Annotated in this window: 26 protein-coding genes; 17 read left to right on the top strand and 9 right to left on the bottom strand. The window is 70.8% G+C overall.

The genetic code is table 11. The features are described from left to right. Positions 1–24: 24 nt before the first annotated feature. From DO944_RS07925 to DO944_RS07905, 5 genes are read right to left on the bottom strand one after another with little or no spacing between them, the layout of a single operon-like run. The gene (locus tag DO944_RS07925) at positions 25–639 is read right to left on the bottom strand and encodes a hypothetical protein (RefSeq protein ID WP_023952535.1); all 615 of its coding nucleotides are present in this window, start codon (positions 637–639) and stop codon (positions 25–27) included. Further along, complete coding sequence (locus DO944_RS07920; RefSeq protein ID WP_112616331.1) at positions 636–1,220, bottom strand: DUF6286 domain-containing protein; 585 nt, start codon at positions 1,218–1,220, stop codon at positions 636–638. The genes DO944_RS07925 and DO944_RS07920 overlap by 4 nt, the downstream gene beginning before the upstream one ends. Then, positions 1,217–1,612 carry a hypothetical protein gene (locus tag DO944_RS07915; protein ID WP_064956258.1) on the bottom strand — a complete coding sequence of 132 codons (396 nt, stop codon included), beginning with the start codon at positions 1,610–1,612 and terminating at the stop codon, positions 1,217–1,219. Before DO944_RS07915 ends, DO944_RS07920 begins: the two co-directional genes overlap by 4 nt. Next, positions 1,609–1,800: a DUF2273 domain-containing protein gene (locus tag DO944_RS07910; RefSeq protein ID WP_023952539.1), complete on the bottom strand. Its 192-nt coding sequence runs from the start codon at positions 1,798–1,800 to the stop codon at positions 1,609–1,611. The genes DO944_RS07915 and DO944_RS07910 overlap by 4 nt, the downstream gene beginning before the upstream one ends. Beyond that, positions 1,797–2,300: an Asp23/Gls24 family envelope stress response protein gene (locus DO944_RS07905; protein ID WP_112616329.1), complete on the bottom strand. Its 504-nt coding sequence runs from the start codon at positions 2,298–2,300 to the stop codon at positions 1,797–1,799. The genes DO944_RS07910 and DO944_RS07905 overlap by 4 nt, the downstream gene beginning before the upstream one ends. 139 nt (positions 2,301–2,439) lie before the next feature. On the opposite strand from DO944_RS07905, the gene DO944_RS07900 reads away from it, so the two are divergent. The 9 genes from DO944_RS07900 to DO944_RS07860 all read left to right on the top strand — a co-directional run bounded on the left by DO944_RS07900 (position 2,440) and on the right by DO944_RS07860 (position 9,101). Further along, the gene (locus DO944_RS07900; RefSeq protein WP_112616327.1) at positions 2,440–3,012 is read left to right on the top strand and encodes an RNA polymerase sigma factor; all 573 of its coding nucleotides are present in this window, start codon (positions 2,440–2,442) and stop codon (positions 3,010–3,012) included. Then, a complete protein-coding gene (locus tag DO944_RS07895) occupies positions 3,012–3,599 on the top strand; it encodes an Asp23/Gls24 family envelope stress response protein (protein ID WP_258524612.1) in 588 nt (195 codons plus the stop codon). Before DO944_RS07900 ends, DO944_RS07895 begins: the two co-directional genes overlap by 1 nt. Further along, positions 3,596–3,916, top strand: coding sequence for a hypothetical protein (locus DO944_RS07890; RefSeq protein ID WP_112616323.1), 321 nt, complete (start codon positions 3,596–3,598; stop codon positions 3,914–3,916). Before DO944_RS07895 ends, DO944_RS07890 begins: the two co-directional genes overlap by 4 nt. Before the next feature lie 48 nt (positions 3,917–3,964). Continuing rightward, a complete protein-coding gene (locus DO944_RS07885; RefSeq protein ID WP_112616321.1) occupies positions 3,965–5,443 on the top strand; it encodes a carboxylesterase/lipase family protein in 1,479 nt (492 codons plus the stop codon). Positions 5,444–5,559: 116 nt separating this feature from the next. Next, complete coding sequence (locus DO944_RS07880; protein WP_112616319.1) at positions 5,560–5,889, top strand: hypothetical protein; 330 nt, start codon at positions 5,560–5,562, stop codon at positions 5,887–5,889. A 26-nt stretch (positions 5,890–5,915) separates the two neighbouring features. Next, positions 5,916–7,157, top strand: coding sequence for a hypothetical protein (locus DO944_RS07875; RefSeq protein ID WP_146752020.1), 1,242 nt, complete (start codon positions 5,916–5,918; stop codon positions 7,155–7,157). Positions 7,158–7,181: 24 nt separating this feature from the next. Continuing rightward, the gene (locus DO944_RS07870; RefSeq protein ID WP_112616315.1) at positions 7,182–7,796 is read left to right on the top strand and encodes a hypothetical protein; all 615 of its coding nucleotides are present in this window, start codon (positions 7,182–7,184) and stop codon (positions 7,794–7,796) included. Further along, positions 7,793–8,353 carry a hypothetical protein gene (locus DO944_RS07865; protein WP_112616313.1) on the top strand — a complete coding sequence of 187 codons (561 nt, stop codon included), beginning with the start codon at positions 7,793–7,795 and terminating at the stop codon, positions 8,351–8,353. The genes DO944_RS07870 and DO944_RS07865 overlap by 4 nt, the downstream gene beginning before the upstream one ends. Then, complete coding sequence (locus DO944_RS07860) at positions 8,346–9,101, top strand: hypothetical protein (protein WP_112616311.1); 756 nt, start codon at positions 8,346–8,348, stop codon at positions 9,099–9,101. Before DO944_RS07865 ends, DO944_RS07860 begins: the two co-directional genes overlap by 8 nt. Positions 9,102–9,113: 12 nt before the next feature. Here the strand turns inward: DO944_RS07860 and DO944_RS07855 are convergent, their stop codons facing one another. Continuing rightward, a complete protein-coding gene (locus DO944_RS07855; RefSeq protein ID WP_023952552.1) occupies positions 9,114–10,163 on the bottom strand; it encodes a biotin/lipoate A/B protein ligase family protein in 1,050 nt (349 codons plus the stop codon). Between the two features lie 100 nt (positions 10,164–10,263). Between DO944_RS07855 and DO944_RS07850 the strand changes: the two genes are divergently transcribed. After that, on the top strand, positions 10,264–11,007 hold the full coding sequence (locus DO944_RS07850) for an ABC transporter ATP-binding protein (protein ID WP_112616309.1): 744 nt from the start codon (positions 10,264–10,266) through the stop codon (positions 11,005–11,007). Then, on the top strand, positions 11,004–12,419 hold the full coding sequence (locus DO944_RS07845; RefSeq protein WP_112616307.1) for an FtsX-like permease family protein: 1,416 nt from the start codon (positions 11,004–11,006) through the stop codon (positions 12,417–12,419). The genes DO944_RS07850 and DO944_RS07845 overlap by 4 nt, the downstream gene beginning before the upstream one ends. Positions 12,420–12,441: 22 nt before the next feature. Here the strand turns inward: DO944_RS07845 and DO944_RS07840 are convergent, their stop codons facing one another. Beyond that, a complete protein-coding gene (locus DO944_RS07840; RefSeq protein WP_112616305.1) occupies positions 12,442–13,287 on the bottom strand; it encodes an alpha/beta fold hydrolase in 846 nt (281 codons plus the stop codon). Positions 13,288–13,370: 83 nt separating this feature from the next. On the opposite strand from DO944_RS07840, the gene DO944_RS07835 reads away from it, so the two are divergent. Both DO944_RS07835 and DO944_RS07830 read left to right on the top strand, forming a co-directional pair. Next, entirely contained in the window at positions 13,371–13,829 is a 459-nt protein-coding gene (locus DO944_RS07835; RefSeq protein WP_112616303.1) for a MarR family winged helix-turn-helix transcriptional regulator, read from the top strand. 8 nt (positions 13,830–13,837) lie between these two features. After that, positions 13,838–15,178 (top strand): MFS transporter, encoded by a 1,341-nt coding sequence (locus DO944_RS07830; RefSeq protein ID WP_258524611.1) that lies wholly within the window; start codon positions 13,838–13,840, stop codon positions 15,176–15,178. A gap of 128 nt (positions 15,179–15,306) precedes the next feature. Here the strand turns inward: DO944_RS07830 and DO944_RS07825 are convergent, their stop codons facing one another. After that, positions 15,307–18,183 carry a rhamnogalacturonan lyase gene (locus tag DO944_RS07825; RefSeq protein ID WP_181574184.1) on the bottom strand — a complete coding sequence of 959 codons (2,877 nt, stop codon included), beginning with the start codon at positions 18,181–18,183 and terminating at the stop codon, positions 15,307–15,309. A 165-nt stretch (positions 18,184–18,348) separates the two neighbouring features. Continuing rightward, positions 18,349–19,353, bottom strand: a complete 1,005-nt coding sequence (locus DO944_RS07820; protein WP_112616299.1) for a LacI family DNA-binding transcriptional regulator — start codon at positions 19,351–19,353, stop codon at positions 18,349–18,351. A gap of 128 nt (positions 19,354–19,481) precedes the next feature. Between DO944_RS07820 and DO944_RS07815 the strand changes: the two genes are divergently transcribed. From DO944_RS07815 to DO944_RS07800, 4 genes are read left to right on the top strand one after another with little or no spacing between them, the layout of a single operon-like run. Next, positions 19,482–19,907 (top strand): L-rhamnose mutarotase, encoded by a 426-nt coding sequence (locus tag DO944_RS07815; RefSeq protein WP_240309808.1) that lies wholly within the window; start codon positions 19,482–19,484, stop codon positions 19,905–19,907. Then, positions 19,904–21,070: an L-rhamnose isomerase gene (rhaI, locus tag DO944_RS07810; RefSeq protein WP_112616297.1), complete on the top strand. Its 1,167-nt coding sequence runs from the start codon at positions 19,904–19,906 to the stop codon at positions 21,068–21,070. Before DO944_RS07815 ends, rhaI begins: the two co-directional genes overlap by 4 nt. Continuing rightward, positions 21,067–22,383, top strand: coding sequence for an MFS transporter (locus DO944_RS07805; protein WP_220118289.1), 1,317 nt, complete (start codon positions 21,067–21,069; stop codon positions 22,381–22,383). Before rhaI ends, DO944_RS07805 begins: the two co-directional genes overlap by 4 nt. Further along, the gene (locus DO944_RS07800; RefSeq protein ID WP_258524610.1) at positions 22,380–23,240 is read left to right on the top strand and encodes an alpha/beta hydrolase; all 861 of its coding nucleotides are present in this window, start codon (positions 22,380–22,382) and stop codon (positions 23,238–23,240) included. The genes DO944_RS07805 and DO944_RS07800 overlap by 4 nt, the downstream gene beginning before the upstream one ends. Positions 23,241–23,253 lie beyond the last annotated feature (13 nt).

Below are 23,253 nucleotides of genomic sequence, written 5' to 3'. Positions count from 1 at the left end.
GGCGGGGCTGTGGACGTGCGCGATTCAGGACAGGCGGCGCTGGTCGTGCGCCAGCTTCGCGCGCAGCCCGGTGTGAATGGAGATGTAGGTCGTGAGCTGCTGGCCCGTCAGCGTGCCGAGGTTGCCGACGAGACGTTCGACGGTCTCGGCCACGTGCAGCGGCGAGGTGTTCTGCCGCGGGGTCACGCTGACGTGCAGCACGGGCTGCTTCTTGATGTCGTTCGCGGTGACGCGGGCACTGAGGATCTCGTCGCGGTCGGCCAGCGCGTTCTTCAGCGCATCCGCCGCGAAGCCCTCCGTGACCGTGATGCGGCCGAGGTCGCTCTCCGCCCCGGTCGCCCGGAGCGCGGTCCGGCGGCGGCCGTGGATGCTGCGCACGACCAGCACGATCAGCAGCACGACCAGCAGCGCGAGCGCGGCGAGCACGCCGACGGCGAGCCAGGTGAGGCTCGTGCCCGCGATGACGGTGGCATCCCACGCCTGCTTCGCCCAGTCCTCGGCCCCGGATCCGACCGAGGTCCAGGTGTCGGCGGCCGCCGGCCACACCGCGCCGGCGATGATTCCGCCGCCGACGACGACGAGCACCAGTCCCAGGATCAGGAGGATCGTGCGGTTGACCGCGCGATTGGTGTTGTTCATGCGTTCTCCTCCTGTTCGCGGGGCCGCTCGATCCGCACCGCCGTGCGCAGCTTCGACGCGAGCCGGTACGACTCCAGCTCCGCATCCGCCAGGGCGCGGACCTGCGTCTCGTCGACGGGGACTCCCACCGCAGGGGTGAGGGTCACGTCGACCGAGCGATGTCCGACACCGACCCGCACCTGGTCGCGGGGCAGTCCGCTCTCGTCGCTGACCCGCTGCGCGATCGCCGAGGCGATCACGCCGTTGTCGGCGACGACGGCGCTCTCACCGACGACGAGCTGGTGCTTCGACAGGCGGCCCGGGGCGACGGCGAGCACCACGAGGACCACGCCGAGCACCGCGATGACGGCGCCGATGGCGACGCTGACGCCGACCGGTACCTCCGTCGGGAGTCCGACGACCCACCCGAAGGCAGCGGCGGGACCCAGCAGCAGAGCCGGCTGGCCGGCCAGGTTCAGCACGATCTCCGTGCCGACGTAGATCAGCGCGAGGATGACGAGGACGACGGCGACGATCATCGCGACGGTGCGCGGCGAGTGCGTCTCACGCCGCACGACGCGGCGCAGCACGGGACTGCTCATCGGACTCTCCTCCTTGCGGGTGTCGTGGCACCGGTGACGGTGATGTCGACGCGGGTGACGGGTTTACCCAGCACGCGGCCGAGCTCTTCCTGCACCCGGCGCTGGGCCTCACGGGCGATGTCGACGACGGCTCCGGCGGCTCGCACCGCTTCGGTGTCGTCGAGCGACGGGACGGGGAACGGCGCCTGGATGCGGACGGCCACCCCACCCCGGTGATCGGATGCCGTGACCGATACGCGGTCCACGTCCACTCCGATGACCTGGGATGCGATCTGTTCCGAGACCTTCCGCACCACGCGCTCGCGCACATCGACCCGTCCGGCGAGACCGGACGCCCCGCCGGTGGCGGCCGTGACGCCGCCACCGGGACGGATGGCCTCTGCAACGGTCATGACGAGGTGCGCCGACCTGTCAGCACGTCGGCCAGCCCGCGGACGTCGAGCTTGCCGGACGCGATGCGACCCACCGCCGCGCCGATCGCCATGAAGAGGGCGACGAGGAGGAATCCCCAGAAGCCGAACAACAGGGCGGCGGCGGCGAGGATGGCGCCGATCAGCGCACCCGAGACGGTGGCACTCATGCGACGCGCGACTCAGACTCGTTGTCGTCGTCGTCAGCGCCGGCGATGTGCACGTCGTTGACCTCGACGTTGACCTCGACGACCTCGAGGCCCACGAGACGGCTGATGGCACCGGCGACGGCGGCACGGACGTTGTCGGCGACCTCCTGGATCGGCGCCGGGTACTCCACGACGATCGTGAGGTCGGCTGCGGCCTGGGTCTCGCCGACCTCGACCTTCACGCCCTGCGACAGGTCGGTGGCGTTGATGGCGTCGCGGATCGCACCGAAGGCGCGGGCTCCGCCGCCACCGAGGGCGTAGACGCCGGCGACCTCACGGGCTGCGATGCCGGCGACCTTCGCCACGACGCCGTCGGCGATCGTGGTCTTGCCCGCGGCATCGGTGTCGGCCGGGACACGCGACGACGAGAACGTGCGGTCGACGCGCGAAGCCTGCGGCGCGGCGGCCTGCGGCTTCGTGGTCTCAGCAGCGGGGGCGGTGTTCTTCTGGTCCTCAGCCATGACTTTTCCTTATCTGTCTGCGTTGTCCGATGCAAGCTCTCGGCTCGCCATTCGGTGAGCGTTACGTTCGCTCTACAGATAAGAGGGCGGCTCATCCGGATTCGTCACAAAAAAGTTCGAGAAGTTTTCTGGGGGGACGATGCGAGCCGAAGACAGCGGGTCGAACGCCGACCTGCAGGCCGCGCCCGACGGCATCCTCGCCGCCCGCGCGGCATCCGGCGATGCCGACGCGTTCGATGTCCTCCTCCACCGTCACTCCCGCCTCGTGCGCGCCTACGTGTACCGCATCGTCGGCACCCTCTCGGAGACCGACGACGTCGTGCAGGAGGCCTTCCTCACCGCATGGCGGCAGCTGTCCACCCTGCGCGACCCGAACGCCGTGAAGGCGTGGCTGATGAAGATCGCGAGCCGCGAGGCGTACGCGCATCTCAGGAAGCGCCCCGACCATGACACACTGGACGGATTCGACAGAGCCGCGGAGGCGGGCCTCCTTCCCGAGGCCGCTGCCATCCGCAACGCACAGTTGCAAGCGCTCTCTCTTGCACTCGATGCGCTGCCGGAAGCCCAACGCCGCTGCTGGCTGCTCCGAGAAGTCGGGTCGCTCAGCTATACCGAGATCGCAGAAGAGATGAACCTCCCTCTCAGCACCGTTCGAGGAAACCTGTCCCGCGCCCGCGCCAGCATCACGATTCAGATGGCGGGGTGGCGCTGATGGATGCCGCAGACATGACTCTCGAGTGCGGCAAGACGATCGACGAGATCAGCGACTACCTCGACAGCGGTCGCTCGCCGTACGACCCCGAGATCGAGACCTGTCCCGACTGTCTGAACGCCCTCGACGCGCTCGAGCGCGCGGGGCGGTTGTCACGCGAACTCATCGCGGCGGATGCCGCCGAGATGCCCGAGCCCTCGGAGAACTGGTTCCACGGCGTGATGAACGCCGTCCGGGCCGAGCTGCGGGCCGGGCGCTCGATCCCGCTCTCGCATCCCGATCCTCGGGTCTCGATGACCGTCACCGAGGGAGCCGTGCAAGCGCTCATCCGAGCCAGCGGCGATGCGATCGACGGCGTCTTCATCGGCCATTCGCGCATCGTCGGCGACGTCGAGGTGCCCGACGCGCCGATCGCCGTCGACATCACCGCGTCGGTCGCGTGGGGCGAGTCGCTGCCGACCGCCGCCGGAGCGGTCCGCCGAGCGGTGTCCGACGCGCTCGCCCGGCACACCGAGCTGAACATCACCGCTGTCGACGTCACCGTCGAAGACCTCCACCGTCCCTTCCCGCCCAAGGACATCGCATGATCGAGCCCGTCTCCGTCGTCGACCCCTCGGCTCCGCGCCCCCTCGTCGAGGTGCCCGGAGTCAGCGCCGTGCACGATCCGCGACCGCCGCTGACCCGCGTGCTCGGAGCGGCGGCCACCGCGCTCCACCGTGAGGCGGCGGAACCGACGAACGGCATCCTCGTCTCAGCCCATGGCGAGGTGGTGACCGCCGCGGCCGCCATCTCCGTCGCCGCATCCGCGCGCACTCCCGAGGTGGCCCGCGCCGTCGCCGACGAACTCTGCGCGCAGCATCCGACGGTCGACCGCATCACGGTGCAGGTCCGCCGCATCGCCTGACCCGCGTCCTCCTCACCGAGTCGCTGCCGAGTCCGCTAGCTTCGGATCGTGACAGCGAGCGTCTCGGCACCCCTCTCCAGCGGTGAGGTGCGCGGCACGCGTCGCCCCGACGGCACCCTCGCGTTCCTCGGCATCCCGTACGCGCAGGCCCCGACAGGCGCGTTGCGCTTCGCCGAGCCCGCACCCGTCGAGCCGTGGGACGGCGTCCGCGACGCGACCGCGTACGGCCCCACGCCGCAGCGCGGGGACTACGGCGACACCCTCATCCCCGAGCCGTCGATCCCCGGCGACGACACCCTGTCGGTCAACGTGTTCGCGCCGGACTCGCCCGCGGAGCCAGGCGGCGCACAGCATCCGGTGCTCGTCTACATCCACGGCGGAGCCTTCGTGCAGGGTTCGCCCGCGAGCCCCTGGTACGACGGCGGCTCGTTCGCGCGGGCGGGCATCGTCGTGGTGACGGTCTCGTACCGGCTGGGCTTCGACGGCTTCGGCCTCCTTCCCGGAGCCCCGACGAACCGCGCGGTGCGCGACTGGATCGCCGCCCTCGAATGGGTGCGGGCGAACGTGTCCGCCTTCGGCGGGGATCCGGATGATGTCACGATTGCCGGGCAGTCCGCGGGCGGCGGCGCGGTGCTCACCCTGCTCGGGATGCCGGATGCTCAACACCTGTTCCGCCGTGTGCTGGCGATCTCGGCGGCCCTGACGAACGTGCCGCCCGCCCGGGCCGCGACGGCGACAGGCCGGCTCGCCGCGCGCCTCGGCATCGCCCCGACACGCGAGGCGTTCGCCGGTGTCGACGAGCTCACGGTGCTCACGGCGCAGCAAGCTCTCGAGTCGCAGCGGCACGGCAGCATCATCGCCTCGGTGCGCTCGCGGCTCGCCGAAGGGCTCACGTGGGGTCCGGTCGTCGACGGCGAGCTCATCCCGCGCCCCACCCTCGACGCACTCGCGGCCGGCGTCGGCGCGGACAAGACGCTCGTGCTCGGCACCACCGACGACGAGTTCACGATGATCACCGACGGGGTCGCCGGCCCGTTGCGTTTCGTCCCGCCGGCGCTCGCGCTGGCCGCCCTCGGGGTCGGCCACGCGATGCGCTGGCGCTACATCCGCGACAACCGCGCGCAGCGACGACTCGGCACCGCCGCGTTCCTCGGCCGTTACGCCACCGACCGCATCTTCCGCGACACCGTGCCGCTCGTCGCCCGGGCACGAAGCGGCTCGCCGACGTGGGCCTACCGGTTCAGCTGGCCCTCGCCGACCCGGCGCTGGGCGCTGCACTGCCTCGATGTGCCGTTCTGGTGGGACGTCCTCGACTCCGACGGCGTCGCGAGGCTCGCGGGGCCGCACCCGCCGCAGGAGCTGGCCGATGCGATGCACGGTGCCGCCGTGTCGTTCGTGCGGACCGGCGACCCGGGCTGGCCGCGATGGACGCCGGACGAACGGGCGACCCGCGTGTTCGGTGCTCCGCCGTCGGTGCCGACGGTCGCGGCCGACGGCTACGCGTCGGTGCGGGCGCTCGTCGGCTGACGGGGTACGGGTCGGACCCTGCTGACGGTCGATCCGTCACCCGAGATGGGGAGTGCTCCCCATCGAGAGGTCTGGTGCTCCTGAATACACTGTCAACGCAAGCAGAGGGGAGCGCCATGTCGGATGTCATCGTCACTTATGACGTGCTCAACGAACTCAACGGGTCGTTGAAGCAGATCATCGTCGAATTCGAGAAGGCGGAGGAACGCGCCGACGACCTTGAGGACTCCGTAGGTACGCCGTACGGCAAGACCCGCCTTCGAGACGCGTCGTCGGAGTTCGAGAGCGGCTGGAATGATCGCCGCCGCGGACTCCGCGAGGATCTGATGAAGATCCAGGAACGGGTCGAGAGCACGGGACGCGGCTGGGCCGAGTGGGATGTCGAGGCCTCTCGGTCCACTCAGGTCGAGCGCAACGAGGCTGCGACGATGCCGAGGGCCTCATGAGCGGGTACGGATTCGGCGCACGCGACATGGCGCCATCCCCCCGCGGACGAGAGATCTCCGTCGTCACCGGTGACGCCGCCGCCGTGGTTCGGCGCGGCGGGGAGATCGAGGACTTAGGGGCGCAGATGATCGGCGCGGCGGGAGTGCTCGAGGCGATCGCCGACGGCGCCGATGGTCAGCGGGGTCTGTCGATCGAGAAGATCCGCGAGGTGGTCGGCGAGATCCACGAAGAGTTGCGTCTCGCCGGTGAACGCTACGAGCCGACGGGCGCAGCAGTTCGAGAGTATGGCGAATCGCTCAGCGATGTGCAGCAGTCGATGCGTCCGATCGTCGAACGCTGCCAGGCCGCCTGGGACGCTTACGTCCGCGCGCAGCAGAACTACGACGAGACGGCGGGATCGGCTCCGCTCTTTCCCTCTCCGACGCCCGACGACCCTGGGCCCAGCGCGGCGGAGCTCGCTCACGAACGTGACGTTGCGCAGGCCCTCACCGCCCAGACCAATGCACATGCCGAGTTCGTCGCGGAGGCCGAGACCTACGATTCCGCCTACGACACCTGGGAGAGCGCCTTCGAGCTGGCCGCATCACGCATCGGCACGGCCACTTCCGGCGGTATCCAGGACAGCGGCTGGGACGACTTCGACGGCTTCGTCGAAGGCGCGCTCGTCGTACTCCAATGGGTGGGGATCGCGCTCGCGGTGGCGGCTTTCGTCATCGGCGGACCGATCATCGCCGCTCTCGGCGCGATCGTCGCCCTGGTCACCCTGGGTCTGACGCTGTACAAAGCCGGACGCGGTAACTCGGATCCGTTCGAGATTGCGGTCGCGGTGATCGGCGTCATCCCGTTCGGCAGCCTCGCCAAGTTCGCCGGCGGCGCGCGATCGGGCTTCACGGCGGTCGGAAGCGACCTGATCGGAGGCCTCGGGACGACAGCCGGACGCACGGACTTCGCCCTGGCCTTCTCTCGATTCGGCGATACCTTCAGCACCGCGCGCACCTTCGGGGCGGGCGGATGGACGTCCTTCACTACCGCCATGCGTGGCTCGTCGGCGATGGACGACGTCGCCGCCCGCCTCATGGGACACGGTTTCGCTGCGAACGCGAACGATGCCCTCAGCACGGGCGGCTGGGGCGTCGTGGGAACGGTCGCCGGGCACTACGGCTGGATCGCCAACACCCCGGGCCAGATCGCATTGGCAACGTACGACGTGATCAGTGAGGCCTCATCGCCCGTCGATACGTGGGAGGCTGAGCTTGCCCGATCCTGAGCACGGCATGAGGAGTCCCCACCGATGAACAGATTGCGCGCCGATGTGCTGGGACAGTCGTACCCGGAGTTCTCTGTCGTACTTCCCGACGGCTGGGAGGAGTTCACCACGACGCAAGCCGCACAGGCCGCGCTGATGGGCCGGGCTTCGGAGCGACTCAGTGCAGCGCACCGGCCGGAATTAGCGGCCCAGCTGCGCGCGATCACCACGAGGGCATTCTCGAAGATGCGCGCGACCGGCACCGAGCGCTTCTACATCCAGACCCGCGCCTGGTCCAACGACCTCCTACTACCGCTGTCCATCACTGCGAGCGTCCGCGAGGCCACCGCTCAGAAGACGCTCGATGCTCAAGTTGCGGATCTGATACGCACCCGCGGCGCGACCGCTCTGCGTGACGATCGCCGCTTCGTGCGCTGGGAGTCAGAGTCAACCCTCGCCCTCGGAACCGAACGAGCCCGCCAGTACACCACTACGTATCTGACGCCGATCCCGGGGACGGAGCGCCGAGAGGCGCTGCATCTGGTGGCGGTGGCGGTCGCGCCGGCCGATGGGTCCGTTCCGCGCTCGCACCCGCTCGTCGCCGGAATGTTCGAGCTGAGCGACGCGGTCGTGTCGACGCTGCACTGGAGCACGAGGTGAGACTCACCGTATCGCCCGACCCGCGGGTATGGCTGCACATCCCGAACCACCTCGCTCCAGGTCAGGCGACGACCGAATGGGAGCGGGAGACGGCGGCGAGATTCGCCGCATCGCCGATGGCCCCGTCAGACCGGGAAGCCGCCGTCGCGATCGCGCATGCGGCGCGTGCCGCCCTCGACCCGAGCACGGGGTTCGGGGTGCAGTTCTGGCCCGGAGCGGCCCCGGTCGCCCTTCTGGTGCGAGCCGAGGTGCGCCCGCCGCTCGCGGCCGACCAGGACGTCGTCGCAGCCCTCCTCGGAGACATTCCGCTGGCGATGGCGCCGACCGTCGAGGAGATCACTGTCCCCGGCATCGGCGCGGGCGTGGTGGTTCGCTTCATTGCGGCGGGCCCGGATACGCCCGGCGCACCGGTCCCGGCGGGGATCGGTATCCTCGTCTCCGGCGAACTGTGCGCGGTGCGCCTGCTGAGCGACCCGACGACCACGACCATGGTCGGTGTGGTGGAGGAGCCGCTGCGGACGCTGGCCGAGTCGATGAGAGTAGAAGACGATGCGTGAGAGCTCCGCCGCGTCCGCGGCCCGCGAACTCGTGGAGTCCGGGCGCGGATTCGACGCCGCGCTGATCGAGCGCGCCGCCTTCGCCGACGAACCGGCGGTCCAGGATCTGCTGGACGCGTCGGACGAAGAGCGCCGCCGCCCGGTCGGCCGCGGGTCGATGTTCCGCTCACTGGGCGTCGCACTGCTGGAGTTCCTGCCGATCATCGCCGCCGGGGTCGTCGTGATCCCCGCCCGAACGGCGTCCGACCTGACCGTGCCGACCCTCGCCGCCGGTGCGCTGGCGATCGTGGCGGCGGCATCGCGTCCGGTGCTGTGGCGGCAGCTGGCGAGCGGGCGCGCCGAGGCGAGCGGTTCCCAGCTGTCCATCAATGCCATCTCGGTGCTCTTCGCCGCGTTCGCGATCATCATCGTCGCGCTGCGCTCCGATGACGCGGGTGCCCCCGGCCTCACCATCGGCGCCTTCGCCGTGCAGGGAATCGCGTCCGCCATCACCGTCGCCGCCATCGTCCGTGCCGGGCGTCGCGCCGGAGGGTCGCCGACTCCGCGGACGGGAGTCGAGGCCCTGCGCGCCGCCGTCGGCGCGCTGCCGGCCGCGCGACAGGAGCGGGCGCGAGAAGACATCGCCACCGCATTGCGCATGGCGGTCGACGGCGGCATCCTGAGCGAATCGGATGCCACCATCCTCACGCGAGCGCCGCTCGGCGGTCTCGCCCGAGCCCACTGGGCCCTGTCGCAGACGCGCCGCTGACGACGCCGCGGCTCAGGGAACGCGCTTGAGCCAGGCGTCCGTCGCGAACTTGGACTCGACGAGCGCTTCGGCCTCGGCGTACTCCTCGTCGGAGATCGTGCCGGGCACGGCGCCGTAGCGCTTCGAGAACACCTCGATGAACCGCTCGATGATCGCGTCGCGAGGCAGACCCGTCTGGCTGCGCAGCGGGTCGACGCGCTTGGCGGCCGAGACGGTTCCCTTGTCGCTGAGCTTCTCGCGGCCGATGCGCAGCACCTCGGTGAGGACCTGACCATCCATGTCGTACGACAGGGTGGCGTGGTGGAGCACCCCGCCGTTCGCGAGACGCTTCTGCGCGGCGCCGCCGATCTTGCCCGACGGTGAGGCGATGTCGTTGAGCGGCTGATACGTCGCCTCGATGCCGAGTGAGCGGAGGGCCTCGAGCACCCAATCGTCGAGGAAGGCGTACGAGTCGGCGAAGGTCAGCCCCGCAACGAGGGATGCCGGCACGTACAGCGAGTACGTCACGATCGAGTTCGCCGCCATCATCATCGCTCCCCCGCCGGAGATGCGGCGCACGACGTCGAACCCGTGCTTCGCGGCACCCTCGGGGTCGACCTCGTTGCGGTACGACTGGAACGACCCGATCACGACGGCCGATTCGTTCCACTCCCAGATGCGCAGGGTCGGGTTCCGCCGGCCGTCGCCGACGCGGGTGGTCAGCACCTCGTCGAGCGCGAGGTTCATGCTGGGCGACACGGCTCGGTCGTGGACGACCTCCCAGTCGAACTCGCGCCAGCCCGGGGCCGTGATCATCGCGCGCCGCACCGCGGTGCCGACCGACTCGGGCGTGAAGCCGAGCAGCTGGGCGCCGTCGGGCAGCGCCGAACGGACGGCGGCCGCAATGGTGGCGACGTCAGACTCCTCGGGCAGGCCCGTCACTGCCGCATCGATGTCGGCGAGCGCGTCGTCGGGCTCGAGGAAGAAGTCGCCCGCCAGGTGGAAATCGGCGATGCGGCCGTCGCGCACCTCGAGGTCGACGACGACCAGCTTTCCTCCGGGGACCTTGTATTCGCCGTGCATGCGTCCAGCCTAGGACCGGGCGGAGGATCGGTCGCCCGATGGATGCCGTTACACCTCGCGACGGACGACGGCGCGGGCCCCGCTCGGAAGAGTGGATGACATGAACCCCACCATCGATTCCGCCCCCGTCCTCGAAGCCCGCGGGCTCGTGAAGCGCTACGGGGCGCTCACCGCGCTCGACCGCGTCGACCTGACCGTGCGCGCCGGCGAGGCCGTCGCGATCATGGGCGCCTCGGGGTCGGGCAAGACGACGCTTCTGCACTGCCTCGCCGCAATCATCTCGCCCGATGCCGGCTCCGTCCGCCTCGCCGCTCCCGGCGCCCCGGCGCAGGAGCTCGTCGGCATGCCCGACGCCGACCGCTCCGCCGTGCGTCGCAGCAGCCTCGGCTTCGTCTTCCAGGACCACCTGCTGCTGCCCGAGCTCACCGCCGTCGAGAACGCCGCCCTGCCGCTGCTCCTCGTCGGCACGGCGCGAGCTGCTGCCGAAGCGCACGCCGCCGCCTGGCTCGGCGCCCTGGGCCTCGCCGGCATGGAGAACCGGCGCATCGGCGAGCTCTCCGGCGGGCAGGCGCAGCGCGTCGCCATCGCCCGCGCCCAGGTGACCGGAGCCCCCGTGGTGTTCGCCGACGAGCCGACCGGCGCCCTCGACTCCACCACCTCCGCGGAGGTCCTCGATGCGCTGCTGCACGCCACCACCGGCCAGGGCCGCAGCCTCGTCGTCGTGACCCACGATGCGGAGGTCGCGCGCCGCTGCGACCGCGTCCTCCGGATGCGCGACGGACGCATCGTCGATTCGTCCGTCTTGCCCGCGCGTGGGGCCGCAGCCGCCGAGGTGACCCGATGAGCGTCGTCGTCGCGACCGGTTCGCTCCCGCAGCCTCCGACCCCGCTGGCCCGAGCGGCGGAGACACCGGGCAGTGTGCGCCGCGTCGCGGCTCTCACGGTCCTGCTCTCCCGGCCGGCGCGGCAAGGGTCTGCGGCCATCGTCCTGCCACTGGTCGCCTTCGCGGTGACGACGATGCTCATGCTGATCGTCGCGGGCGGCACCCGCATGTTCCTCACCGACCCGCGCACGGGCCAGATGGCTTTCCTCTACGGCGTGCTCAGCGTCCTCGCGCTCATCCTTCTCGCCGTTCCGACAGCAACCCTCGGGGCTGCCGCCGCGCGCCTGTCGAGCCGGCGCCGCAACGACCGGCTCTCGACGCTGCGCCTCCTCGGCGCCACCAACACCGAGGTCGGAGCGATGGCGGTGGGTGAGGCATCCGCCGTCGCGTTCGCGGGAGCACTGGTCGGCGCCGCCGCCTACGGCATCGCCCTGCCGCTGGTCGGGCTGCTCCCCTTCTTCGGTGGCCCCGTCGGTGCCGCCGCCGTGTGGGCCGGATGGCCGATCGTCCTGGCCGTCATCCTGGGCGTCGGGCTCATCGCGACGGTGAGCGCGGCAGCGAGCCTGCGACGCGTGCGGCTCACCCCACTGGGCGTGCGCCGCCGCACCGAGGCGCCGCCGCGACGCACCCGCACCCTCGTGATCTCCGGGATCGCGATCGTCGCCGTCGGCACGATCGTGGCCCAGTTCAGCAGCGTGAGCGCGGTCCTCGCCCCCGCAGCGTCGATCGCCCTCCTGCTGGCTCTGTTCGCCGGGGCCCTCGCTCTGGTGAACCTCATCGGTACGCCCATCGTCGCCGCACGCGGCCGCTCGATGGCTCGCCGCGCCCGGACGGCTGCTCAGCTCATCGCAGGCCGGGAGCTCGCCGCACATGCCCCCACCGCCTGGCGTCGAGTCTCGAGCATCGCGATGATCTCGTTCATCGCCGTCGTCGGGGGCAGCGGCATCGCGCTCACCGAGATCGCCGGCGACGAGCCTGAAATGACGCTGTTCGCCGACATCCGCACCGGTGTCCTCGTCACCCTCGGGGCGGGCTTCGTCCTGCTCGCCGCCTCGGTGGGCGTCAGTCAGGCGGCGTCGGTGCTCGACGACCGCGAGCTCATCGTGGGCCTCGACCGGCTCGGCATGGAGCCCGCGGAACTCGCTCGGGCACGTCGCATCACGGTGATGCTGCCCCTGCGCTGGGCTGCCGCCGGCGGAGCGGTCGTCGGCGTGGCGCTGGCTCTCCCGGTCGTGGGGATCAGCCTGGTCGTCGCGCCGCTGACGATGGCCGTCATCGCGGCGACCTTCGTCGCGGGCTTCGGGGCGGTCGCGCTGGCGCTCCTCGCGTCACGCCCGCTCGTCACGGCAATCCGACGCGGTCCCGCCGGGTGACACCGACGCTGCTTCCCGCGATTCAGTCCCGCGGGAAGCGGGCGTCGAGCCAGGCGAACAGATCGGCCTGCACGTCACCCCGGACCGCCTCGTTGAAGATCTCGTGACGAGCACCGGGGTAGACGAGCGTCGTCACATCCGTCAGGCCCGATCGCGTGCGGTAGGCGTCGGCGAGGCGATGGACGCTGCGAGGCCCGCCGACGGTGTCGTCCCGGCCGACCATGAGCAGCACCGGGACGTCGACACCGAGGTCGCGTCGGGGTCGGCCGATGAGCTTGAGCGTCTCGACCGGCCCGAACAGGCGGGGCAGCGCGGTCGTCGTCGTGAGCGGGTCGTCCAGGAAGCTCTGCTGGACGGCGGCATCCGTGCTCAGCCACTCGACGCCGTTCGCGCCGGGCGCCTTCCACGGCGCGTTCAGGTCGCCCGAGTTGAGCGATCCGGGCCAGCGCAGCGCCGACCCCGACAGCACGAGTGCCGCGTATGCCTCGGGCCGGTCGTCGAACAGCATCTGCGCGAGGAATGATCCCCACGAGTGGCCGAGGAGCACGATCGGCGCCCCAGGATGGTCGCGCTCGATGATGCGGGTCAGCTCGGCGCAGGCGTCGCGCGCGGCATGCAGCCCTCCCCGACCGAGCTTGCCGAGCTTGCTCGGATCACCGTGCTGCCGGATGCCGGTGCGGCCATGACCCCGGTGGTCGTCGGCGTAGACGGTGAAGCCCGCTGCGGTGAGGATCCCGGCGAGTTCGGCATACCGGCCCGCGTGCTCGCCGACACCGTGCAGCAGCTGCACGACGGCCCGCTGCTCGCCATTCGCGGGATGGATGTCGTAGACGATCGCGACCCCGTGCGCGTCGATGAACTCGGGCATGCGGCGAGTCTACGTTTCCGGCCGTCGCATTCCGGACACCACAGACCGTTAGCAAGACTAATGAGCTAAGCTAAACATCACAGATGAGCACCTCCTCCCCCGCTTCCGCCCCACCGACCGCCATCGATCTCGCGCACGACGCGACCGACCTCCGCATGGCGACCTTCCGCCTCGCACGGCGGCTCCGCGCGCAGCGTGCCGTCGATTCGATGAGCGACGGGCAGTACGCCGTGCTCGCGAACCTGCACGTGCACGGTCCGCACACGCTCGGCGAGCTGGCCGACCGCGAGCGCGTATCGGCACCGTCGATGAACCGCACCGTCAACCACCTCGAAGAGCTCGGGTACCTGACCCGGACACCCGACGACGGCGACCGCCGCAAGGTGAACATCGCCCTCACCGACGAGGGCCGCACCGTCGTGATCGAGACGACCCGCCGTCGCGACTCCTGGCTCGAGCACGCGCTGGAAGAGCTCGAACCGGCCGACCGTGAGACTCTCGCGGCCGCCGCCGTCATCATGCGGGCGGTGGCCGACCGATGAGCTCCGCGATGTTCCGCTCCTTCTCGGTGTTCAACTACCGGGTGTGGTTCTTCGGCGCCCTCGTGTCGAACGTCGGCGCGTGGATGCAGGCCACAGCGCTCAGCTGGGTCGTCCTCACCGGCCTCACCGACAACGACGCGGGAGCGATGGGCGTCACGATGGCGCTGCAGTTCGCCCCGCCGCTCCTGCTCGTGGGCGTCACCGGGTGGGTCGCCGACCGTTTCGACCGGCGCCGTCTGCTCGTGGTCACGCAGAGCTCGCTCATGCTCGTCGGGCTGGTCATCGGCACGCTGCTGCTCACGGGCGTCATGACGCTCCCGCTCATGTACGTCTTCGCGTTCACGCTCGGCATGATCTCGGCCTTCGACAATCCGGCGCGCCAGGCGTTCGTCTCCGACATCGTCGCGCGCGAGATCGCGGCCAATGCGGTCGCGCTCAACGCGGCATCCTTCAACGGAGCGCGCATGATCGGCCCCGCTGCCGCGGGAATCGTCATCGTCGCGGTCGGCACCGGCTGGGTGTTCTTCATCAACGCGGCGACGTTCCTCGCGATGATCGTGGCGCTGTTCCTCATCCGACCCGGCGAGCTCATCCCGCGGGTCACCTCTCCCGGTGCGGCGCGCCTCGCCGACGGCTTCCGGTACGTGCGCGGGCGCCCCGACCTCATGGTGACGTTCGCGATGGTGTTCCTCCTCGGCGCCTTCGGTATGAACTTCCCGATCTTCGCCTCGACCATGGCGATCGAGTTCGGACGCGATGCCGACGGGTACGGCCTCCTCAGCTCGATCCTGGCGATCGGATCGCTCGCGGGCGCCCTGATGGCAGCACGTCGCGATCGCGCCCGCATCCGCGTCGTGATCTTCGGCGCCGGACTCTTCGCGGCCGCCGCAGCGGTGTCGGCCTTCATGCCGGACTACTGGCTGTACGCGGTGACCCTGATGTTCACCGGTTTCGCGGTCGTGACCACCCTCACGACGGCCAACGGGTACGTGCAGACCACGACCGACGCGGCGCTGCGCGGCCGCGTGCTCGCGCTGTACATGGCGATCCTCATGGGCGGCACGCCCATCGGCGCGCCGATCGTCGGGTGGGTCGCCGACCAGTTCGGGCCGCGCGCGGCCATCGGCCTCGGTGCCGTCGCCGCCTTCGTCGCGTTCGGGGTCGGGGTGACGTGGATGCTCGTCTCCGGACGCGTGCACCGCTCGAGCTCGCGCCGGTTCGCCCTCTCGCTCGACGAGACGCGTCCGATCTCGGTCGTCGCCCCGGAGGAGTTCAGCGACGAGGTCGCGGGCACGACGCCCATCTCCCTGCCCGACGCCACGTCCGACCGCCCCCGCCGCTCCCGCTGACGCCCGCGCCCGCGCCCGATACATCTGTCGGATGGGTGGGGCTGGTGAGCATTCGCACGGCCTCACCGGCCCCACCCGTCACTCCGGCCCTTCGGATGTATCGGGGCCTCGCGTCCGAGCCGGACGCCTCAGCACATCCGGGCGAAGTAGGGCACGTCGTAGGTGGCGTGGTAGCCGACACCGTCGACCCACTGATACGCCGTGACGGTCGCCGACCCGGGCACGAGCGAGTCGCGGCCCGAGTCGAAGAGCCGGTACGCCGCGTCGGCCGCCGCGACCTTCTGCTGCGCGTGCTCGCCGCCGACCGCGGCCAGCCGCACGTCGACCGGCGCCCCCGCCTGATTCGCGGCATGGACCGCGACGTGCACCGCTCCGTTGACGCACTGCGACCGCGCGCTGACTCGGAGTGGCACCGGCTGCCCCTCTCGCACTGTGGCCGTCGCCGACGGCTGCGACTGCGCCGCCGAGCCGAAGGTGCCCGCGGGCGTGACGGTCGCGGTCCACTCCCCCGGCGGGACCGTCGCGAACCGCGCAGAGCGAGCCTCGGTCCCGACCTGCTGCACGATCGTGTCGCCCGCCTCCGAGCGGAGGATGACGGTGAAGCCGGTGACCTCGGCGCCGGCATCCGTCGTCTTCCAGCTGACGTTGACGCCGGTCGAGTCCACCCCGATGCCGGGCGTCGCGACGGGCGCGGGAGCAGGCCGCAGCGGCACACCGGCGAAGTCCATGCCCGAGGCGAGGTGGAAACCGGTGTAGCTCGGCTGGTTGTAGGTCGTCTGCTGACGGGCGACCTCGGCGCGGTACTGCGGATCGTGCATGAGCGTGTACAGCTTGTGCTCGGTCACCTCGGTCGAGACGTACACCCGCAGCGCCGACGAGTCGGCCGTGCGCACGACCAGCTCTTCGCGCCAGTCTCCCAGCACGTCGGCGACGAGCCCGGGGTTGCCCTTCGTGCCGTTGTTGGCGAGGGTTCCGGATGCCGTCAGTACGGTGCCGCGCGCCCAGTCGTCGATCGTCGGGGTGACGTCACCGCTGCCGTTCACGATCTGCGTCGTGAGGTCGCCGCCCCAGCGGATCGAGGCGTTGGTGCCGGGCGTCGCCGCCGAGAGCACCTCGCCCTGGGCGGTCAGCAGGCCCGAGGCATCCGTTCCGCCGGGCATGCTCGACCAGACCTCCATGCCGGGCACGTCGGGGCGCACGTCGCCGATCATCCCGCGCCCGGTGTCTCGGCCCGAGTAGGCGCCGAAGATGACCTCGCCGGTGGCGGCATCCCGCAGTGCCGTACCGTACGGCGCGTATGCCCCGCCCTCGTGCACGGTGAAGATCTCCAGGCCCGGGCGGGTCGGGTCGATGTCGGCGACGTGCATCGCGTCGCCGTGACCGAGACGCGCCATCTCGCCCGGGGTCGCCGATCCCTCGGGCATCTCGGCGAACGAGCTGTAGAGCAGGCTGCCGTCGTCGTCGAGCGTCGCCGATCCGTAGACGATCTCGTGACGGCCGTCTCCGTCGACATCCGCCGCCGACAGACTGTGGAAGCCCTGCGTCGTGATCGAGCCGTACACGGGATCGGTGCCGTCGACCCCGTGGGGACCGTCGTTGAACGGGTTGGTCATCGGGGCATGCCCGCTGTCGACGAACCACCGTTTCGACAGGTTCTCGCCGTCCCAGTCGTAGGTCGCGATCGTCGTGCGGGTGTAGTAACCGCGAGCGAACACCGCCGACGGGCGCTCACCGTCGAGATAGGCGACGCCCGCCAGGAACCGGTCGACCCGGTTGCCGGGCTCGATACGCGACATCGCGTAGTCGCCCCACAGCAGGCCGTCGTCGCCGCGGTCGGGCTCGTAGCGCACGGTCTGCAGCTCGGCCCCGCTCTCGCCGTCGAAGACGGTGAGGTACTCGGGCCCGTCGAGGATGAAGCCCTCGAAGTTCCGCAGGGCGTTGCGGGCGCTTCGGCTCGGCGCGTACACGTCGATGAAGTGATCGACGAGGGCGCGGGCGCCGGCCTCCGACAGCGGGTAGTCGTAGCGCGGCTCGATGCCGAAGGCCTCTTCCAGGGTGGCCGGCCACTGGCCCGAGACGACTTCGTCGCGCGTCGACCATCCGCGGAACATCTCCTCGAGGTGGTCGGCGTAGTCCGCGGCGCTCATCCGGTAGTCATCGGTGTGGGCGTAGCCCGCCGCGACATCCTCGTCCGGCATCGTGACGTACTGCTCCGAGGCCACCGAGCCGTCGTCGGCGTAGGTGATCGACTTCGTCCCGGGCGCGGTCTTGAGCATCGTCTCCGACCGGCCGTCACCGTCGAAGTCGTAGACGAGGAACTGCGTGTAGTGCGCGCCGGCACGGATGTTCGGACCGAGGTCGAGCCGGTTCAGCAGGCGTCCCTCGAGGCTGTAGGTGTCGATGTAGACCCCGCCGGTGTACCCGACCTGCGAGACGTCCTTGGAGTTCGAGGGATCCCACTTCACGATGAACTCGTAGCGCCCGTCACCGTCGACGTCACCGACGGAGACGTCGTTGGCCGAGTAGGTGTATTCCTCGCCCGCCGGGGTCACGCCGCCTTCGGGCCGCTGCAGCGCGATGTCGAGGAAGCCGGCATCCATCGCGATCGCGGCCTCGCTCGCCGCCGCCTCAACGCCCGCCGTGACCGGCGCCACGCGATAGACGGATGCCGCCGTCCCGGCGTCGTCGCGGTAGTTCGTGCTGTCGGTGACGGTGGCGATCGGAACGTCGTCGCGGTAGACGACGAAGTCGGTGCCCGTGAGGCCGGTCTCGCCGGCACCGCTGGCCTCGCCCGCGAGCAGACGCCAGCTGAGGAAGACGCCCTCGTCCGTCGGCACGGCGACCAGGCCGCGATCGAGGGTCTCGAGCCGCGGTATCGGCGGGGACGGCGGCGCCTCGACCCCTGCCGCGGGAAGCGTCGCGACGCCCCCGACCGTGAGGGTCGCCGTGGCGAGCGTGCCCGCGGCGAGGCCGGCGAGCAGCGAGGAGCGGAGTCTGTTCTTCATTGAATGGATCCCATCGGAATGCGCTTTCCTGCGTTCCGATGAGCCTAGGCGCACCTCCCCCGCGCGCCGATGAGTCTTCTCTCATCCGGGCCGCGCGGCGGGGACCTCGCGGGGCGACAGAGCCCCGCGGGCGACGGTGCCTCGAGGGGCGACAGGATGCCGCGGTCAGCCGGTCGAGTCGCGGACGACGAGCTCGGGGCGGAAGCGCACGCGGCGCTCGTGCTCGCCGGCGGGATCGTCGAGGCCGCGCAGCAGGAGGTCGACGGCGCGGTATCCGATCTCGTGGGCGGGCTGGCGGATCGAGCTGAGCGGCACGACGGTGGCCGACGCGAAGTCGATGTCGTCGTAGCCGATGAGCGCGACCTCCTCGGGCACGCGAAGCTGCCCGAGGACCGCGAAGGCCTGCAGCACTCCGACGGCGAGCAGGTCGTTCGCCGCGAACACGGCATCGACGCGGTCCTCTCCGCGGCGGTCGCGCAGCTGCTCGCCGGCAGCTCGGCCGTGCAGCACCGACAGGGCGGGCACGGCGAGCTCTTCCAAGTGGGCACCGGCGACTTCGGCCACCGCGCGCCGCGCACCCTCGAGACGATCGGCGACCTGACGGATCGACACCGGTCCGCGGACGAACGCGATGCGCCGACGCCCGCGGGCCAGCAGGTGCGACACGGCGAGATAGCCGCCCTCGACGTCGTCGACCGACACCGAGGCGAAGACGTCGTCGGGCACCTCGCGGTCGACGAGGACGACCGGGACCCCCGCCGCCTGCAGCCCACGCAACCGCTCCAGGTCGTCGCTCGCGGGGGTCACGAGCACGCCGTTGACGCGCTGCTCGCGGAAGAGGTCGAGATACGCCGACTCGCGCTCGGGCTTCTCGTCGCTCGTGCTGAGCAGCACCGCCATGCCGCTCTCGGCTGCACGCTCCTCCGCGCCGCGCGCGACCTCGGCGAAGAACGGGTTGCCGATGTCGAGCACCACGAGGCCGATCGACCGGCTGCGTCCGGCCCGCAGCTGTCGGGCCGCATCGTTGCGGACGAACCCCAGATCGGCGATGGCTTGCTGCACGCGCGCGACCATCTCCGGCGACACGCGCGTCGGGTTGTTGAGGACGTTCGAGACGGTCCCCACCGAAACGGATGCCGCGACCGCGACATCCCGCACGCTCACTGCCATGCACACCACCGTAGCGCGAGCACGACGGCAACGGCAGGATGTGGGTAAGCGCTTGCCGTTTGTGCCCGCGCGCACAACCCGCTACGCTCGTGAAACGATTCACACCAGCTCACCAAGGAGCCTCGACGATGAGTGCATCTACCCACCGGGTCTGCTTCTCGCTGCAGATCCATCCGGACCTGCTCGACGAGTACGTCGCCCGGCACACCCCCGTCTGGCCCGAGATGCTGGCGGAGATCGCCGCGTCCGGCCGCCGCAACTACTCTCTGTTCCTCGGTGAGGGCGGCCGGCTGATCGGCTACTACGAGGTCGACGACGATGCGGCCGCTCAGGCGTACCTCGCCGCGTCGCCCGTCGCAGCCCGCTGGGAAGCCGAGATGGCCCGCTTCTTCGTCGGACTCGAGGGGCGTCCCGATCAGGCCGCCACGCCCCTCACCGAGGTCTTCAACCTGCACGACCAACTCGCGGCGACCGCCACCGGCACGGCGACCGCCACCGGCACGGCCCCGACGACATCCACCGAAAACCCCGACGAAAGCGACGACGCATCGTGAGCACCCTTTCCCCCGACCACTTCGCCCTGCTCGAGCGCCAGGGCATCGAGCTGCCCAGCTGGGCGTTCGGCAACTCGGGCACGCGCTTCCGCGTGTTCCCCACCGCCGGCACGCCGCGCGATCCGTTCGAGAAGATCGCGGATGCCGCCGAGGTGAACCGTGTCACCGGGCTCGCCCCGGCCGTCGCGCTGCACATCCCGTGGGACAAGGTCGACGACTTCGGCGCCCTGCGCCGCCGCGCCGAGGATCTGGGCGTTGCGCTCGGCACGATCAACTCGAACACGTTCCAGGACGAGGACTACAAGTTCGGGGCGCTGACCCACGAGGATGACGCGATCCGCCGCAAGGCCATCGACCACCACCTCGAGTGCATCGACGTGATGGATGCCACGGGCTCCCGCGACCTGAAGATCTGGCTGGCCGAGGGGTCGAACTACCCCGGGCAGAACGACATGCGCGCGCGTCAGGACCGCCTGGCCGATTCGCTGCAGCGGATCTACGACCGCCTGTCGGGCGAGCAGCGCCTGGTGCTGGAGTACAAGTTCTTCGAGCCGTCGTTCTACCACACCGACGTCCCCGACTGGGGGACGAGCTACGTGCAGGTGGCGGCGCTCGGCGAGCGCGCGATGGTGTGCCTCGACACGGGCCACCACGCTCCCGGCACCAACATCGAGTTCATCGTCATGCAGCTGCTGCGCCTCGGCAAGCTCGGCTCGTTCGACTTCAACTCCCGCTTCTACGCCGACGACGACCTCATCGTGGGCGCGGCCGACCCGTTCCAGCTGTTCCGCATCCTCGTCGAGGTGCTGCGCGGCGGCGGCTTCGACAACCCCGACGTGGTCTTCATGCTCGACCAGTGCCACAACATCGAGGCGAAGATCCCGGGCCAGATCCGCTCGGTACTCAACGTCCAGGAGATGACCGCCCGCGCGCTGCTCATCGACGCCGACGCCCTCGCCGCCGCCCGCACCGCGAACGACGTGCTCGGGGCGCAGGCGGTGTTCATGGACGCGTTCTACACCGACGTCCGCCCGGCCCTGGCCGAGTGGCGCGAGTCGCGGGGACTTCCCGCCGACCCGATGGCCGCGTACGCGGCATCCGGCTACCAGGAGAAGATCGAAGCCGACCGCGTCGGCGGCACCCAGGCCGGGTGGGGCGCATGAGCACGACCCGCACCCGCCGCCCGCTGAGTGCCTGGAAGGCGACGATCGCCGTCGCCATGTCGAACTACATCGAGGCCGGCGCGATCATCGCGCTCGCCACGAGCCTGACGCTGTGGCAGGAGGCCTTCGGCTTCGACGACGGCGTCGTCGGCATCGTGGCCGCCCTGTCGGCCAACGCCTTCGGCGCCGCGATCGGTGCCGCGATCGGCGGTCCCCTCTGCGACCGCCTGGGCCGCAAGTTCATCTACACCTACGACCTGATCGTGTTCATGCTCGGAGCTCTGGCCGTCACGTTCGCGCCGAACCTCGGGGTCCTGCTCGTCGGCGTCATCCTCATGGGCATCGCGGTCGGCGCGGGCGTTCCGGCGTCGTGGACCTACATCGCCGAGGAGGCACCCAACGAGCACCGTGCCGCACACGTGGGTACGGCGCAACTCGCCTGGTCCATCGGCCCGGCGGTCGGGTTCCTGCTCGCGGTCATCGTCGGCCCGCTGGGTCTGCTCGGCTCGCGCCTGATCTTCTTCCACCTCTTCGTCATCGCCGCCGTGACGTGGTGGGTGCGCCGCGGACTCCCCGAGTCGCGCCGGTGGAAGAGCCAGCGCGAGGCCGCGCTCGTCGCGGGCGAACGCCCGTCGTTCTTCTCCGGCATCGTGGGCTTGCTCAAGGAACCGAAGAACTGGGGCGCCCTCGCCTTCCTCATCGGCGTCTACGGCCTCTGGAACACCGTCGCGGGCCAGGCCGGCATCTTCCAGCCGCGTGTGTACGACGCCGCGGGCCTCCACGACCCGATGCAGCAGAACCTGCTGCAGGTGCTCGTCTGGAGCCTCACGGCAGCCGCGACTTTCTTCGGCTTCATGCGCTTCGGCGACCGGGTGCGTCGCAAGTGGCTGTACCTCGGCGGTGCGGCGCTCGGCGTCGTGGCGTGGGCGGTGCTGATCTACGCTCCCCCGGGGCTGTTCTCGCTGCTGTTCTTCGCCGTCGCGTGGGGTGTCTCCGCCGGCGTCGGGGCGCAGGCGTTCTACGGTCTGTGGACCGCCGAGCTGTTCGCCACCCGCTACCGCGCGAGCGCGCAGGGCGTGCTCTTCATGCTCGCCCGGGTCATGGTCGGGCTCCTGAGCCTCGTCTTCCCCGTCCTGCTGTCGGGACTGGGACTCGCCGGACTCGGCGTGATCATCCTCGGGCTGCTCGTCGCCGCGCTGCTGATCGGAACCATCTGGGCGCCGAACACCGAGGGCAAGTCACTCGAGGACATCGAGCTCGAGCGCTACGGCCGGCATGTCCCGACTCCCGCGGAAGAGCGGGTCGCCCGGTGAGCGCCGCCTCCCCGGCCGCGCCCTCGCCCACGTCCGAGGCGGGCGGGCTCATCCGGCTCTACCGCGCGGCCGAGCCCGACGGCACCGGATTGGTATGGATGCACGGCGGCGGCTTCGCGTTCGGCGACCTCGACATGCCCGAAGCGGATGCCGTCGCTCGCGGGCTCGCCGCGGCGGGGACGACGGTCTTCTCCGTCGACTACCGCCTCGCCCCGGTGCCGCCCGCGTGGGACGGCGCCGACCAGCAGACGGACGACCGCAGCGGCAACCGCTACCCGGCGGCATCCGACGACGTCCTGCGCGCCTGGGAGTGGGCGACGGTGCACGCCGAGGAGCTCGGCGTGACGCGCGTGGCGCTCGGCGGCGCGAGCGCGGGCGCGAACCTCGCGACGGGCGCGACCCTGCGCCTGCTCGGCGAGGGCGGCATCCTGCCCCGCCTCGTCGTGCTGGCCTATCCCACCCTCCTCGCGGTGCAGCCCGCCCCCGGCCCCGCGCTGCGCGCCGCTCTCGCCGCGCACCCCGAGCACGACCGGTTCGGGGCCGACGTCGTCCGTGAGATGTACGAGAACTACCTCGGCCACTCGGTGATCGGCGCGCCGATCGCGGCCGTTCCGGGCCTCGCGTCGACCGACGAGCTGCGCGGCTTCCCGCCGACGCTCATGATCAATAGCGAGATCGACGAACTGAGCGTCTCGGGCGACGTGTTCGTCGCGACGCTGCGGGCCGCCGGCGGCGATGTCGACGTCGTCGTCGAGCCAGGCACCGATCACGGCCACCTCAACCGGCCCGAGCATCCGGGTTTCGCCGCATCGATGGCACGCATCGTGCAGCGATTCGCTGCCCTCGCCGCATCCTGACCTCCCCTCCCTA

The organism is Microbacterium sp. SMR1 (assembly GCF_003289625.1).
Taxonomy (GTDB): Bacteria; Actinomycetota; Actinomycetes; order Actinomycetales; family Microbacteriaceae; genus Microbacterium; species Microbacterium plantarum.
Note: the sequence above shows the minus strand (reverse complement) of the source record. Positions and strands in the feature narration are given on the sequence as shown.

Coding starts and splice junctions, on each gene's coding strand:
- DO944_RS07925 (WP_023952535.1), bottom strand. CDS start 639: ATGAACAACACCAATCGCGCGGTCAACCGCACGATCCTCCTGATCCTG.
- DO944_RS07920 (WP_112616331.1), bottom strand. CDS start 1,220: ATGAGCAGTCCCGTGCTGCGCCGCGTCGTGCGGCGTGAGACGCACTCG.
- DO944_RS07915 (WP_064956258.1), bottom strand. CDS start 1,612: ATGACCGTTGCAGAGGCCATCCGTCCCGGTGGCGGCGTCACGGCCGCC.
- DO944_RS07910 (WP_023952539.1), bottom strand. CDS start 1,800: ATGAGTGCCACCGTCTCGGGTGCGCTGATCGGCGCCATCCTCGCCGCC.
- DO944_RS07905 (WP_112616329.1), bottom strand. CDS start 2,300: ATGGCTGAGGACCAGAAGAACACCGCCCCCGCTGCTGAGACCACGAAG.
- DO944_RS07900 (WP_112616327.1), top strand. CDS start 2,440: ATGCGAGCCGAAGACAGCGGGTCGAACGCCGACCTGCAGGCCGCGCCC.
- DO944_RS07895 (WP_258524612.1), top strand. CDS start 3,012: ATGGATGCCGCAGACATGACTCTCGAGTGCGGCAAGACGATCGACGAG.
- DO944_RS07890 (WP_112616323.1), top strand. CDS start 3,596: ATGATCGAGCCCGTCTCCGTCGTCGACCCCTCGGCTCCGCGCCCCCTC.
- DO944_RS07880 (WP_112616319.1), top strand. CDS start 5,560: ATGTCGGATGTCATCGTCACTTATGACGTGCTCAACGAACTCAACGGG.
- DO944_RS07875 (WP_146752020.1), top strand. CDS start 5,916: ATGGCGCCATCCCCCCGCGGACGAGAGATCTCCGTCGTCACCGGTGAC.
- DO944_RS07870 (WP_112616315.1), top strand. CDS start 7,182: ATGAACAGATTGCGCGCCGATGTGCTGGGACAGTCGTACCCGGAGTTC.
- DO944_RS07860 (WP_112616311.1), top strand. CDS start 8,346: ATGCGTGAGAGCTCCGCCGCGTCCGCGGCCCGCGAACTCGTGGAGTCC.
- DO944_RS07855 (WP_023952552.1), bottom strand. CDS start 10,163: ATGCACGGCGAATACAAGGTCCCCGGAGGAAAGCTGGTCGTCGTCGAC.
- DO944_RS07850 (WP_112616309.1), top strand. CDS start 10,264: ATGAACCCCACCATCGATTCCGCCCCCGTCCTCGAAGCCCGCGGGCTC.
- DO944_RS07845 (WP_112616307.1), top strand. CDS start 11,004: ATGAGCGTCGTCGTCGCGACCGGTTCGCTCCCGCAGCCTCCGACCCCG.
- DO944_RS07840 (WP_112616305.1), bottom strand. CDS start 13,287: ATGCCCGAGTTCATCGACGCGCACGGGGTCGCGATCGTCTACGACATC.
- DO944_RS07835 (WP_112616303.1), top strand. CDS start 13,371: ATGAGCACCTCCTCCCCCGCTTCCGCCCCACCGACCGCCATCGATCTC.
- DO944_RS07830 (WP_258524611.1), top strand. CDS start 13,838: ATGTTCCGCTCCTTCTCGGTGTTCAACTACCGGGTGTGGTTCTTCGGC.
- DO944_RS07825 (WP_181574184.1), bottom strand. CDS start 18,183: ATGAAGAACAGACTCCGCTCCTCGCTGCTCGCCGGCCTCGCCGCGGGC.
- DO944_RS07820 (WP_112616299.1), bottom strand. CDS start 19,353: ATGGCAGTGAGCGTGCGGGATGTCGCGGTCGCGGCATCCGTTTCGGTG.
- DO944_RS07815 (WP_240309808.1), top strand. CDS start 19,482: ATGAGTGCATCTACCCACCGGGTCTGCTTCTCGCTGCAGATCCATCCG.
- DO944_RS07805 (WP_220118289.1), top strand. CDS start 21,067: ATGAGCACGACCCGCACCCGCCGCCCGCTGAGTGCCTGGAAGGCGACG.